This is a genomic window from Halanaerobium saccharolyticum subsp. saccharolyticum DSM 6643, assembly GCF_000350165.1.
GTDB lineage: Bacteria > Bacillota > Halanaerobiia > Halanaerobiales > Halanaerobiaceae > Halanaerobium > Halanaerobium saccharolyticum.
In genome coordinates this window covers 798,870-813,435 of sequence record NZ_CAUI01000005.1, presented here as the reverse complement: position 1 = coordinate 813,435, position 14,566 = coordinate 798,870, and the positions used below count along the sequence as shown (strand labels likewise).

Here is a 14,566-nt window from a genome sequence, read left to right as displayed (position 1 = left end):
ATTAAAAAGGGCAGCCAAAAACTGCCCATTTTATTTATTTTTGATATATTCTTGTAACAAGATCTCCGACACCAGTTTTTTTAACCATACCAAAACGGCTAACCCAACCCCCAGCGCCATTACCTTTACGAACCGCTCTATCTTCAAAGCCTACCATTTCTCCATTAACAAAAGTATATGCCATTCTCTTATAATCTCTATTAATTACAGTTATATTAGCAAGGGCTCCTACTCCTAAATGACCAACTTTTTCTGTCCACCAGTTATTTTTGGTTTTTTCGGATATTAATTTAGCAGGATTGATTGTCATAGAAGCAATAGAATCTTCTAATGATAATACCCCCATCTCAGCTAATTCTAAAATACAAGGAATATTATCTCTGGTATCTCCAAAGCCTTTCATAGTTGCATCATTTTGGCCATCAGAAATTAATATATCAACAAGACCTGATTCCAAAGCATCATAAGCAAGCTGCTGTGACTTTTTATTCATACTAAGTCCTTCTCTACTTCCAAGGCCTGGTCTCATCATTGTAGTAACAAATTCTCCACTAACATTTTTCTTCTTCAAAAGATTATTTATTCTCTCCATTCCACTTACTTTACTATCATGGGATCCACAACCAGCTGCAGTTGCATGAGCTAAATGAATGGATCTTCCCTGAGAAAGTGAAACTAGCCTTTCAGCATGTGCAGGATCTTGAGTATGAGACATAAAAACCATTTCTGCCTTATCAGTAATATTATAAATTTTATTTATATTTTCATCACTCATTATAAAATGACCCATATGATCTTTTATACCCACTGTCAAAGGGGCAGTTGCAATTGTAATACCATTTCGACTCATTTTCTTTTTTGCAACTTCTGAATCCAGTTCTCCTCTAAACATTTTTATTAATTCATCTTGATCTAACATTGTGCCTAAAACCATAGGAGCTCCAAGATAAACACCCAGGTTCATAGGTAATCCTCTATCTATTTCTGCGCCTAGTAAAGATGGTGCCATCAACGTATTTCCTGCACCAGGTGAGAGACCCATTGTTACTCCATCACTCACCGAACCATAAATTGGATCAGTGCTCACTTCAAAAAGATCTCCAAGATGTAAATGCATATCTATAAGTCCAGGAACAACAAGAAGACCGCTACAATCAACAATCATATCCCCTTTTACTGCTTTAATTTCAGATGAAACTTCAGTTATTTTATCACCTATCACAGCAATATCTTTTTCAGATTTAATTCCATTTTTGGGGTCAACAACAAAACCATTTTTTAAAATCAGTCTTTTAATATCAGATTCTTTTGGAATAGGATTTTTCATTTCATTCTTTGTGACATTCATCACCATGTCTGGCAGAGCAAAATCAGTATTATACATGCTTTTCCCTCCATTTTTTAATTATTTGAAATTTTTATTATAATTAAATTATATCAGTAATGTTTAGGTAATATAATAGCAAAACAGGACAAAAAAACAGGATATTTTTTAGCCATCTTTGACAAAAAATATCCTGTAGAGTTCTTTATATTATTTTAGAGCTATATCTTTATGTTTATTTATTTTTTTGAAGTTGAATAAGATGTAATGCTAGAGAAATATTTAATCTGTTTTGATGTTTAGATAAATCTAAAGAAAGTAGTTCTTCTATTTTTTTTAATCTATATTTTATTGTATTATAATGTATAAACAATTTTTCTGAAGTTTTGCTTAAATTCCAATTATTTTTAATTAAAACTTCTAATGTTAAAAGCAGTTCTCCATCATGTTCATTATCATATTTATTTATTTTTTTAATGAAAATACTTAAAAATTCCTTTACAAATGAAGCATCTGTAATAGAATCAAGCAGTCTAAAAGAAATTAAATTATTATACTTTTTAATAGAATTATCTCCATTTATTTTTCTGATCAATGAAACTGTTTTTTTTGCTTCCTGGTAACTTACATCTACCTCAGATAAATTTTTTACACTATTTCCAATACCAATTGTTACTGTATAATCATATTTATCTTTAACTTTTTTCTGCAGAGAAATGAGCTTTGATTCTAAATTTTTATTAATCTCACTATTTGAAATTAAAAATATAATATTATCACTGAAGGTAGTATAAATAGGTTTATTAAATATTTTTTTAAAATTATAAATAATATAACGATACATATCTTCTCTTAATTTTTTTAAACAAGAATTTATTTTTTTGAAATCTTTTCTTACAATTTGTTTTTTAAAATTATCAATGTCAACATCTACAACACAATATTTAGATTCAAATTCCCAATTATATAATTCAGACTGATGAAGCACTTCCCGTTTAGATTTTATATTAGAAAAAATTAAGTCATGAATAAATTTATCTCTATATTTTTCTTCAACTTCATGTTTAGATATTCTTTTTTGCAAATCCAGTTTCAAGATGGTCAATGCATGTTCTAAAGCAATTTTTTCATATTTCATTTTATTATTTATGTCATTACCGCTTATTGTCTCATCTAAAACAATCAAATACCCAAATGTTTTTTTATCAACTTTTAGAGGCAGATAAAGAAAATTATTTTTAAAATAATCAGTTCTTTTGTTTTCAATTTCTTCTTTTATTTCAGGTTTAATCTTACTAAAAAACCGTTTACAGAAAAATTCATCTATAAAAATTGTATCTTTATGAATAATCGATTTTAGGGTATCTAAAATTTTTTCGGTATCTCCGCCCTCTAGGACTATATCTGTAAAAGAATTATGTATTTTTTCTGATATTTCAAGTCTATCTGCCTGTACATTAACCAATTTAGATAAAACTGGATTTATAACATCTACAAAAGAAAATCTATTCGGAATAAAAACAATTGGAAAATTTAATTTATCGGCTGTTTCCAAAACTTCATCTGGCAATTTATCGATGAATCTACCTATTTTTATTCCAAATCCAGCTGCTCCTCTTTTTTCTAGTTTAATAATTAAATCTTTTAATTCTAAAGGGTTATTTCTCATGACAAAAGCAGTTGTAATTAAAAATTCTCCACCTTTAATCCAGTTATATATATCAGGAGCATCCATAACACTAACTGTGACAACTTTTCTATTTATGCCCTTTTCACCAGCAAGGATTTTCATTCCTGCCATTTGTTCAAGCTCTATCATTTCTTTTATATTCACTGCATGCCTCCTCATATAAGATATTAATTATACAACCAGTATATTTTATAACCAGTAAGAAGTAAAACCATCCTCTTCAAATCTACGCAGCATATATGCTATTTTTTCTGCTGACTCCGGATACTTAAAGCTCTCCTGATTTGCCTGATAATATTTCCAGACTCTATTAGCCAGCTGACCGTTTTCTTTGCTGAAGTTACTTCCACTAAAGAAATCAAATAACTCCAGCAGTATCTCTTTAATGATAGCTGAACTACCCTGAATCCTGGGTAATACTTTCTGCAGAATCTCCTTATCAAAAGCAGTGTTTTTAGCAAGCAGCTCTTTATCTAGAGCTTCAACTATGTAAAAGTTGATTTCATCTCTGATTCTGTAGCCCACCTGCAGATTTGCCTTTTTAAGTATCTGGTTTAATCTTTCCAGCTCTTCAGTTGTTCTTCTAACCTCATCTTTTTTAACAGGCAGCAGATCTTTTAAATTTAGATACTCTGTTTTTAGAAATTGATTATTAACTTTTAAACTCTTAACCTGATCAGAATAATCTTCCTCCAAAAAGGCTGTTAAATCGATCTGATTAAACTCAATTGTGTTTGCTCTATCTAATACCTTTTTGCTGAAAGGATGGGTTGTTTCGTCCATATTAACCGTTCCAATGAGATATAGGTTGTCCGGAATATGTAGATCAGAATATTTAGCCTGAGAATCATTGCTGTCATTTTGATCAAAGTCATTTTCATTTAGTAATCTATCTGTTTTAATCTGATTACCCTCATAGTGACGGGTTTCCATCTTTGATAAAAAGTCACTAAAATAATATTCAACTCGAGCTAAGTTCATTTCATCAAGACAGACTAAATATGGATTAGCAGGATCTTCAGCTGCTTTTTTGATAGTTTCTAAGATCGGGCCAGGCTGAAAGTCTCCTCTGATATTGCTGTAACCTAAGAGATCTGCACTGTCATTCCAGTCTGGTTTAACTGAAATCAACTTAAAGCGATCATTATCTGAACTGCAGCCAATAGCTCTGGCAAATAGTTCTACCAGTTTTGTTTTACCTGTACCTGAGATACCAGCCAGCAGGACAAAGGGTTTTGTTTTTAGAGAAAGATAGAAGTTTTCAATTAAATTATCAGGATAAGTGTAGCCCTGAGCTTTGATGTAGGTTTTGATTTGGTTTAGTTTTTCTTTAGTTGTTAAGTTATCCATCTTTTCAGAAACTCCTTCTCCTGTTTCAATTTCAGCTGCATCTAGTTCTAAATAATATTGGTCATAATATTTCTGGTAAATACCCATCATTTTCATTAAATCTTCTATTAGTTCTTTTTCTGTAATTTTGTTATTAATTAATTGATCAGCTTCATATTTCTGATAACAAATATTTGATAACTCATAAGCTTTGCCTTTACCAGATTCAGCAAGATCAATCTCATTATCAATTCTAAAATCATCTAAATTCATCTCAGCTCTTAATTTGTCACGCTTATTTGTAAATTCTTCTTTGGTGCTAAGGGTTACTCCCTGGTTAAAGGTTAAATAAACTCTCTCCATATCTTGAGAAAAAAGATAGACAACATAGATTCCTTCTTGAGTTGTAGTTGTTATATCTTTATACATTATTGCAAGCCAAGGAACTTTAGCCCAATTCCCCATTCCAATTGAACCCTTGATTATATAATTTTCTATCCTAAAATTTGAAGAAAGTTCTTCTTCAATAAATTCTGGTAGCTCATGACGCATTAGATCTCCAAGTTGATGACCAGCAAATTCTTCGTGTAATCTTGCTTCTTTATATTCTGAAACTATTTTGACTAAATAATCTTTAATTGATGACATTGTATCTACCTCTTTTATTTTTCAGTATAATGTTTGAAATTTAGATAAATATATTTCCTTTTTATAGAAATTATGTTATAATTAACATAATTTAATGGAGGTGGACTAAATATGAGCTTTTCTGATGATATGAAAGAAGCTAAAGCAACACTCAAAAAAATTAAAAACTATGATATTAAAGGTTTTGCTAGAGAATTAAAATATTGGATTAGAGAACTACACTTTTTTTATAATATAATTGTCCCGAACGAAACAAATGATCCATCAACTTCTTTTTATAAAATAAAACCAGCAAATAGGCCAATCACAGGTCAAATTGCATATTTTAATTTAAGAAGAGGCTATCCAAAAGAAATTCATGGTGGTCATTACTGTTATATATTAAAAGATTTTGGTTCAAAATATTTAGTTATTCCTACTACATCAGTAAAAGAAAATTCCAATCCACCTAATTCTAAAATGGAAATTGATATTAAAATTAAAGATTTTAAAAATGATAAAATTTCACGCCTTCATTTAAGTGATATGAGAGCAATTGATATTCAGAGAATTAATGAACAAAAAGCTATATATGAAATTAAAGAAAACCCAGCAGTTCTTAACCAGAAAATAAGTTTAATTCTGTTTAAAAGTGCTTGACAATTTACTATTAAAATAGTATTATTAATATAGAAAATAAAATTACAAAGAGCTCTTAAATGGGCAAAATTAAAATTATGAAGGCACCTGATATTTTATCAGGTGTTTTTTCCTTTTCATAGTTAAAATTTATTCTTCATCAGGCTTTTCAAATTCTTTTAAAGTCATTCCATTTTTTAATTTCCATTCTCTTAAACCATTAGCATTTCTTCCCATAACTATTGCAGCTGCAGTTGAAGGACTAGAAAACAAATAGTCTTTTTTGAAAATATAATTTTCATTATTTTCAATTACAATTTCTTTTTCTAATAACTTTTCCCTCTTTTTAATTACCCAATTTTGAGCTGAATCAACGGTATTATTAGCCATTTTAGATCCTTTTAGTACTACAAAACCCTCACTAGTAATTTGGCCTTTACCCTTTGCCCCTCTAACAGAATCTATATAAAAATAATTTTCATTTTTATTTTGTTTCTCTTTTATTTCTTCAAAAACCTTATAACCTAAAGAGTTTACTAATAACTTAACGTTATATATAAACTCTTCCATTTCAGCTTTATCAGGTTCAGATATAGATGGTGCTTTTGGAATAGTACTATTTTCTAATTTATACCTACCAACTTGGTCTGCAATTTCGTATAACTTATATTCTAAATATCTTACATGGGCTCTATTTAAATTATCATCTTTACTAATTACTGTAACTACTTCATTCCAAAATTCTTTTTGATCAAGATGTTGTTTTAAACGATTGAAAATATTTTCTGTTTGACCTATATAGACCATATTATCATCAGGATTATTAGGATCTTTGCCAAAGAGAAAATATACTCCAATATTTTGAAGGTCATTCCTATCGTACGACTCTTTCATTAAAGAACGTGGAATTTTATAAGCTTTCCCAACCCAATTAGATAATTCACAAGACATTCGTTTGTTTGGATCGCCATCTAATAAGAATAGTTTTATTGTTTTAGAAAAGATTGCTTTCATATTTTATCACTCCAAATTAACAATTATTCTAACACTTTTTTTAGATCAATTAAATATATAGGGGAGGTTAATCCGGAAAGAATTAACTTATGAGTTGAATGTGGTACTTTACGATTTCTTTTAGAAAAAATAGATCCATTAACTTCCTCAATACTTAAACCTTTATTAACCATAGCTTGATGATCATCTTCATCAATATTCCAACAAACAATACAATCTATTTCGTTAAACATTTTTTGTTCGTCATTAAAATCTTTTAATATATTTCTTAATTGTGATTTAAATTCTATGACTAATTTTTTATTATTCCATAAAGCATAGAGATCATACCTTCTTTTGTAACCACAATATAGAGGTTTTATATCTTTAATAATATCTCTTCCAATACATTCAAAAAACAATGCAGAGATGCTAGCTTCTTGATTTCTTGGATTTTTTGCAAACTTTATTCCAGGAATATCTAAATCAATAATCTGATCTATTTCATCAAAAATTTCATCTTTATCCCAATCAGGTCTTGAACTATTAATATCACCAGATACATATTTTCTAACATAATCTAAAAATTCATTAAATAATATTTTAGCATATTTTCTATGTATACTTGCCTGACTACCATGTATTGATTTTCTACCTACATCAAATTTTAATTGTTGATCTTCAAACAAAATAAATATATTTGACCAATAACCAGCAGATCCTGTAGAAGGATTATTTATTTTAATTCCTGTAGGCATACCTTTAACGGAAGTAAAAATTCCATTTTGATATATTGTATATTCATACTTATCAAGCCAATTATCATTTTTTAATTGTTCTTCAGTACATAAATTTTTGCTAACCGAAATTTTTTTCCATACATTTCTATTTGGCACAAAGCAAGCGATATAATTAATTTCTCGATTATTATTATGGGTATAAGAACCTTTTTTATAAATTATCTTATCTCTTAACTTATTTCTTTTTTCTTGATTAGTCCTATCCTTTTCTTTTAAATAATTTACAAATTCTTCTAAATCTATTTTTGATCTTTCTGACACTTCATCTAATATGGTTCTATATTTGAAATCAATTTTTTCATTAAATCTTTTTCCATTAATATCAATAAAGTTCAAGTATATATCAATATTCTGATCATCTTGCCATAAAGATTTAGTATTACCAAGTGAAGTTTTTGTTCTTAATACAAATTTTAATTGATCAAAATTCAATTCAAATATGGGAGATTCTTTAACATCCTCTAAATAAACTTCTGTACCATAAAATTCTTCTTCTAAAATAGTATGATTTTCAAGATTAAGATAGGAATCATCATTGCTCTTTTTCCAACTTAGCGCATTATTTACTCTAGCTTCACTTACTCCATTTGAATTACCAGATTTTATATAAAATTTGTTACATGAAAACATTGCAAACGTAAGTCCAACGCCTTTTTCTCCAATTGAATTACTATTTTTTGCTTTATCAGTTGAAAAAGGCTTTAATAAATTGGGAAGTCTATCAGGTTTTATTCCAATTCCATTGTCAGTTATTTTAACCGACCTATTTTTAGCATTAATTTCTAAATCAATTCTTCCATTATTTTCACTAGTTTCTCTGATTGCATCTACTGAATTTTGACATAACTCTGCTAAAATATCCCAATCATGATTATAACTATCATCAATTCCTTTAATAGTATGTCTTATTTGATTTAAATCAGGAGTTAAAAAATTTTTTTGCCGATCCATATTAATCACCTCTGTCTTTATTTTATCACCAAGAACTCCTCAGCTTCTTAAGCTTACTCTCTTCACTTAAAATTTTAGTACAGTTCTCCCAATCAGATGCTTCAACCTTTTCGTTATATTTAACCTCAAAAGGATGTTTCTCAGGAACTTTATCAATTATCTTTTTAGCTTCTTCTTTCTGATCTAAAGCAACATTAATCCAGGCGTCTTCCAGTACATCTGGCAGCTGGCCGAAGATAGCAGTAATATTTTTAAGCCTTTTAGAAAGCAGTTCATGCACTCTATCTTCAACAGAATTCTTATATTTCATATTATATAAATAAATTCTATCAAATCTCTGCCCACCTCTTTGAATACGTCCTTTTCTCTGCTCCAGCCTTGTTGGATTCCACGGCATATCAATATTAACTAACCTTCTTAAAGCTTGGAGATTTAAGCCCTCTGAAGCTGCATCGGTTCCTAATAAGATCTTCAACTTATAACTCATTACCATGTCTTTAATATCATCTTTAGTTTTTTTATGAAACTTATTATTAATATAATATCCTGCTTTTCCGCTGCCGGCATAAATACCTATTTTCTGATCAGTAAATATTTCAGATAACTCAGATGCTATCCATTCAACAGTATCATAATATTGAGAGAAAATGATAACCCCTTCATTAATCCAATTCTTTCTTTTTAAAAGTTTAACTAACTTCTCAAATTTAGGGTCTTCAGCTTCATTAGATAATAGTGCATTAACATATTTATCAAGCATTTTCTGTTCCTCTGCTGTTAAATCTTTAATTCCGCTGCTTCCTTCCTCATCTTCCTCTTCACTAATTTCATTCAAATTTTCGCCCCAATTGTTTTTGAGCTTCAATCCAGTTTTTTTACCTGCTTCAATAGAACTTCCTATTCTTTTTAACAGCAGTGTCTTAAGAAAACCGCCACCTTTTACACGGTTAGAAATTAGCTGACAAAATTCTTCTGCATAATCATAAGCATCTTTCATATAACCAGTTAATTTTAAAGGTGGTTCATCTATTATCTCCACTTCAATTGTATCTAAATATGCTTCTCCGGTTTTAGGATTAATTTTATTTTCTAAATAGTCTCTTTCTCTCCTTACTACATGACGTATATAAGGATTGTGCAGTTCAAAAAAATCATTCATTAAAAATCCAGCAGCCGCTTTATTTTGATATTTTAGTTCATTATACTGTTTTGGATATACAACAGCTTCTTCAGCCATATCTGCTGATGATCTTAATATTGAATAATTAGGTCCTTCATCAGAAGGAGGAAAAGGATTTTTAATCCAGCGCCACTTTTCAGTCGCAGATAAATTTTTACCACGATTTTTAATTAACTCTAATCCCTGGTTGATAGATCCTTTTTTTCTCCATAAAGAACTTTTCGTCCCTAAGACTCTATCTGAACCTTGAGATAGTACATTTAAAAGGTCCCATAGTTCTACTGGATGTAACTGGATTGGAGTTGCTGTTGCTAACAGCAAGCTCTTTGTTCTTGTAGCTATTCTCAGTAAATAGTCATATAAATTTGTCTTTTGAAAAGAATAAAAGTTATTATTTTGATCAATTGATTTTCTTCTCGCATGGTGAGCTTCATCAACTATTATACACTCATAATTTTTTGAAAGAAGATAATCAACTGATTCAGATTTTGCTGTTATTAAGCCCTGTGATATAATTCCAATTTTCCTTGGGCATTTAACAATATCTTCTCTACCTCTATTGGGATATTTTATGCCATTTTCATCAATCCAATTTGTACCGTCCCAGACTGCTGAAGGCAGATTGAGCATGTCATTTAATTCATCTTGCCACTGCTTCATTAAAGTTTTGGGCACTATTATTAAAACAGGTTTATCTCCATATAGAGCCATTAACTGAGCACTTACAGCTAATTGAAGGGTTTTTCCTAAACCAACAGGATCAGCCAAAACATATCTGGCTCCTTCAAATATCTTGTGATTATTATAAACTTTTTCAATGAAATATTTCTGATGCTCCCACAGTCCTAAATTCTCTCTATAAATTGGAGATTCAATGTTTGCAGCTGCCGGAACATTATCTTCTTCCTCAAAATCATCAACTTCCTCAACAACTTCTCTATTTGCTATTCTTTTAATATCTTTGATAATAAAATCGGGTAGGGGAATAGCTGCCGAACTGTTCCATAATGCGTCAAATTCTTCCTGCACCCATTCAACTGCTTCTTTAGAATCATCTTCCCAGACTAACTCATAGTTTATATTCCAGCCGCTTTTAGATTCATTTACACTGCCTAAAAATGATGTTTGGCCTCCATCATTAAAAGTTATTACTCCAGCTTTACCGTGAACTAACCCAAATTTTTTATTGGGCAATACCCGGACTTCTAATTTGTCGGAGACTAAATATTCGTATAATTTTTTAAAACGAAAATTCCTATTATCCATTTTTTCAGGTTCACTTTGACACCATTCTTTTCTGATTGCTTTTTGTGCTCTTTTAGCAGTCTTTACATCTTCAGGCAGCAGATCAGAATTACAGACGATTCTAATTTTTCCTTCAATATTGTCTAAAGCTTCACCTGCAATTTCAAAGATAGAACTGCTGAAATATCCTGCAATTCTGTCGTACGCTTTTGCTTTTTTTAATTTTTTATTCAGAAGAGAATCTGAAATAGACTCTCTTCTGGAAGAATATCTTTTTATCATATATATTCACCTATACACCTTCATTTTTTAATGCTTCTCTTAATAATTTGGCATATTTAGCTTCTTCATGCCAGTGTTCCATATGATCTACCATTTCAATTTTAGAAATAAAGGTTAATATTTCGCGCATTAAAGGTTTTTTATACCAGTAATTCTGGCTTTGATTAAATACTCCTTTAAGATAGGTTCTGCCTGAGTTTGTAGAATCATTTTTAGCTGACTCTAAAACAGCAACCAGTAAGTGTCTTAACAATGAGCCGCTAAAATCTTTTTCATTAAATTCATTATCAAGATAACTTGTTTTATATTCTGAAGGAGTTTTAAGTCTGACATTATTAGCTTCAAAATTATGGAACATTGTTTTATACTCTTTAACTCCAAATCCTTTAGCTAACTCCTGATAAGCTCCTATTGTATGCTCATTATTCATTTCAAGTTCTAAGCCTCTAATAAAGAATCTTTCCGCATTCGATAACTCAAACCAGTGATTTTTTTCAAATTCTTCTGGTATAAGGTAGCTGTTAGCTACATCACGAGCTTTTTTAATTAATTTTTCAACTGGACTTTCCTCGTTTCTATCACCAGAAAGCCAATAATCAATATCTATACCATCAATTTCTCCATAACCGGTAAGTACCTTCAGTGCTGCCGCATAAGACGCAAGCAAATAATCAGCATCAGTAAAATCTGGAATATCCTTATAGTCAATACCTTTCATAGAATCAATCATATTTCTAACTTCAATCTGGATTTTATCATATACTTCATCCTGAAAAGCAAAGTCATCTGAGGTTTGTTTTTGAAGAACTAATAATACAGTTCCTTTAACATAATTACCTTCTTTTAATCCCCCGGATTTAGTTTCAGTAGATATATTCCAAGCTGAGGCAACTTTTAATCCAGCAGACCATAAAATCATGGTAAGTTCTGACCAAACCTTTACATCTTGATGGGTAAACATTACAATTTGGTAGCCGTTATCTGGCATATTATTAGCTAAATTTTTATAAACTTCAATCATGCTTTCGTTAAATGATTTACCCGTACCTTTTACTGCTAATACTCTTTTTGAACCTGTATACCACTCTGGAAAAACTTTTTTTAACATTTTTTTATCCCATGCAGAAAAAAATTCTGATAACTCATGATAATTTACTGCATCTGCATAAGGGGGATCTGTTATCCATATATCATTTGAAGATGATATATTCCTTGCATCTTTTGGTTTAACAATACTATTGCAATTAAATTCATAATTGTTTATGTTATAAAACCAACTATTACTTAACATATTCAAGCTTCTAGAACTATAAGTAATTAAAGGATTTAGAGCTTGATTATAAAACGAATCTGAACTCTTTTCATTTGCTGCACTTGAGTCCCAATGACTTAATTTAGAATTAAAATTACAACATTTATTAATACCTAACAAAGCTATAACTTTTTCTTTTTTGTTGTTTGATAATTCATCAGATAATTTCATTAAAAGACCATTAATTAGTAATTGTCTCGGATTGTATAATTGATGCCAATACTTCCAACCTCTTGTCCTTATAAGTTCATTAGTTTTATTTCCTTCCTTTATTTCATCTGAAGGTAAATAGCCCTTATTTTGCCAATCAGAAAATCTTTCTTTTAATAATTTTAAAACTTTCTGCTCATTTTTATAATCTTTATTATTAGGTACCCTATAATATCTATTTCCATTATTATCAACATATTGTATAGCATATAATCTTTCACTAAATATATCATCTGAACTATTAATAATTTTATTTTTCCCCCAAATTTGCAAACCATAGACAGTACCATTTTTAGATTTTTTATCTTCTCTTATACTAGAAGAAATTGGCATCTTCTTTTTACAATTAGGGCAAAACAATTTTTCACCTATTACAGTAATTAATTTTTCTGATTCTTTTATTTTATTTTTACTAGCATCTTGTATAATATCTATGTCAAAATTTTTATTCTTCTTATTATTCTTTAACAATACAACTGTTTTACTGCCTTTTCCAATCATCCAAGAGGAAGAAAGAGGAACTTTATAACCACATTCTGGACATTTGACTTCATTAAGATATAAATAAGCATCAGCATTATGTCCTTTTTCATTTAATTCTATGCCCCAATCGTTGACTATTAATTTTGCTTTTTTATATACTTTTTCCTGAAATTCAATTAATTTATTAATGTTTTCATTTGAAGAACTAGAAATATTTAAAGAAGCCCAAGACAAGAGTGTAGCTATAGGATTTAAGTCAGAAGCAAATGCTTTTGTCCCCATTCTGGCTGCTTCAAAAGGAATAGAACCTCCACCAGAAAAACAATCTCCTACTTTGGGGATATGACCAAATCTTTTTTTTCCTAATTCTTGTATTAATTCCTGCAAATTAGTAGCATTTGTTTTTAAATGTTCATTAATAATTTCCCATTCACTTTTATCATTCAATTCTACTTCTTCCGGCCTTCTGCAATAACTTAATTTATCATCATAGGATAATCTATTAAAAGCTATTTTCTGAAGTTCTTCCTTCATTGCCTTCTTATTTTCTCTAGACATTCCTTTAGGATATTTAGGCTTTTTAGCAGTTGATCCCTCTCTGAAATATTTTTTCTTCTCTTCTTTAGTAGTCAACTGCCATAACTCTTTTTTAGAAATTGGTTTATCATCTCTTTTTCTCAATAATAGTCCTTCATCATCCATAGTCATAACTTTAAGGAATATTTCTCTGTCTTTAGTGTAATCATCAGAAACAGGCATTAATATTCCTAATAAGGCTGCCCTAACCATAACTAAAGGTTTTCTACCCCACCATTTTCCTAAACCAGTAAGAGTTTGACCCAAATTAGCTTTTCTTTCTTTATAACTTTCTTTAGATATTCTTGATACAGGAAATTGTACTTCTATAAATGATTTATTGTAATCTAACAAATTAATCCTCCTCTGACATTTATCTGATATATTTTAAAATAATCTCTGCACAAAACTACCTGCTAATTTATTATCTACAGGATTTTCTGTTAGTGCATATCTTAAAGCTATTCTCCAGCCGCGATTGTCACTGTAGTGGCCTGTTGAAGCATTAGTCATTGTAAAAAGCCACCATCTCTCTTCAGGTGATAACCCCAACCAGTTTTTGATAGCTAAATCAATAACTCCAACCTCAGCATTTTCTATAGCCCAAAGCAAAAGCATTAATTCTTTACCGTATAAACGTTCTAAAGGTACATAATAGCTGTCAAAATCTCCTGATGGAAGACCTTCATCTTTTAAACGCCTATTAAATTCTTTTTTTATTACATTTTTAACTTTATTCCATTTGGTCTTACTTAAAATTACTTTTTTATCTTTATCATTTAAATCACTAACCTGCTCATCTTGATCCCAATTAAATCTCTCATATACTGTTATTTTAGCATTTCCAGTTGGTATTTCTATGAGGAAATGATGATTGGTTTCTTTCGGATTAAAACCAAATCCATAGGTTTTTACTTGACTCAAA

Annotated in this window: 9 protein-coding genes; 1 reads left to right on the top strand and 8 read right to left on the bottom strand. The window is 29.8% G+C overall.

Annotation, left to right across the window (positions count from 1 at the left end; translation table 11 throughout):
• Positions 1-34: 34 nt before the first annotated feature.
• The 3 genes from HSACCH_RS04090 to HSACCH_RS04080 all read right to left on the bottom strand — a co-directional run bounded on the left by HSACCH_RS04090 (position 35) and on the right by HSACCH_RS04080 (position 4,991).
• Positions 35-1,384 (bottom strand): amidohydrolase family protein, encoded by a 1,350-nt coding sequence (locus tag HSACCH_RS04090; RefSeq protein ID WP_005488066.1) that lies wholly within the window; start codon positions 1,382-1,384, stop codon positions 35-37.
• A 175-nt stretch (positions 1,385-1,559) separates the two neighbouring features.
• A complete protein-coding gene (locus tag HSACCH_RS04085; protein WP_005488065.1) occupies positions 1,560-3,158 on the bottom strand; it encodes a PucR family transcriptional regulator in 1,599 nt (532 codons plus the stop codon).
• A 45-nt stretch (positions 3,159-3,203) separates the two neighbouring features.
• Positions 3,204-4,991, bottom strand: a complete 1,788-nt coding sequence (locus tag HSACCH_RS04080) for an MrcB family domain-containing protein (protein WP_005488063.1) — start codon at positions 4,989-4,991, stop codon at positions 3,204-3,206.
• A 111-nt stretch (positions 4,992-5,102) separates the two neighbouring features.
• Between HSACCH_RS04080 and HSACCH_RS04075 the strand changes: the two genes are divergently transcribed.
• Entirely contained in the window at positions 5,103-5,630 is a 528-nt protein-coding gene (locus HSACCH_RS04075; RefSeq protein WP_005488061.1) for a hypothetical protein, read from the top strand.
• Positions 5,631-5,759: 129 nt separating this feature from the next.
• On the opposite strand, the gene HSACCH_RS04070 is transcribed toward HSACCH_RS04075, so the two are convergent.
• Genes HSACCH_RS04070 through HSACCH_RS04050 form a run of 5 tightly spaced genes read right to left on the bottom strand, consistent with a single transcriptional unit; the run spans position 5,760 to position 14,565 of the window.
• The gene (locus HSACCH_RS04070) at positions 5,760-6,623 is read right to left on the bottom strand and encodes a GIY-YIG nuclease family protein (protein WP_005488060.1); all 864 of its coding nucleotides are present in this window, start codon (positions 6,621-6,623) and stop codon (positions 5,760-5,762) included.
• A gap of 23 nt (positions 6,624-6,646) precedes the next feature.
• On the bottom strand, positions 6,647-8,353 hold the full coding sequence (locus tag HSACCH_RS04065; RefSeq protein ID WP_005488058.1) for an ATP-binding protein: 1,707 nt from the start codon (positions 8,351-8,353) through the stop codon (positions 6,647-6,649).
• A 25-nt stretch (positions 8,354-8,378) separates the two neighbouring features.
• A complete protein-coding gene (locus HSACCH_RS04060; protein ID WP_005488056.1) occupies positions 8,379-11,060 on the bottom strand; it encodes a phospholipase D-like domain-containing anti-phage protein in 2,682 nt (893 codons plus the stop codon).
• Between the two features lie 10 nt (positions 11,061-11,070).
• Positions 11,071-13,995 carry an anti-phage-associated DUF1156 domain-containing protein gene (locus HSACCH_RS04055; RefSeq protein WP_005488055.1) on the bottom strand — a complete coding sequence of 975 codons (2,925 nt, stop codon included), beginning with the start codon at positions 13,993-13,995 and terminating at the stop codon, positions 11,071-11,073.
• 33 nt (positions 13,996-14,028) lie between these two features.
• Positions 14,029-14,565 (bottom strand): DUF3780 domain-containing protein, encoded by a 537-nt coding sequence (locus tag HSACCH_RS04050; protein ID WP_005488053.1) that lies wholly within the window; start codon positions 14,563-14,565, stop codon positions 14,029-14,031.
• Position 14,566 lies beyond the last annotated feature (1 nt).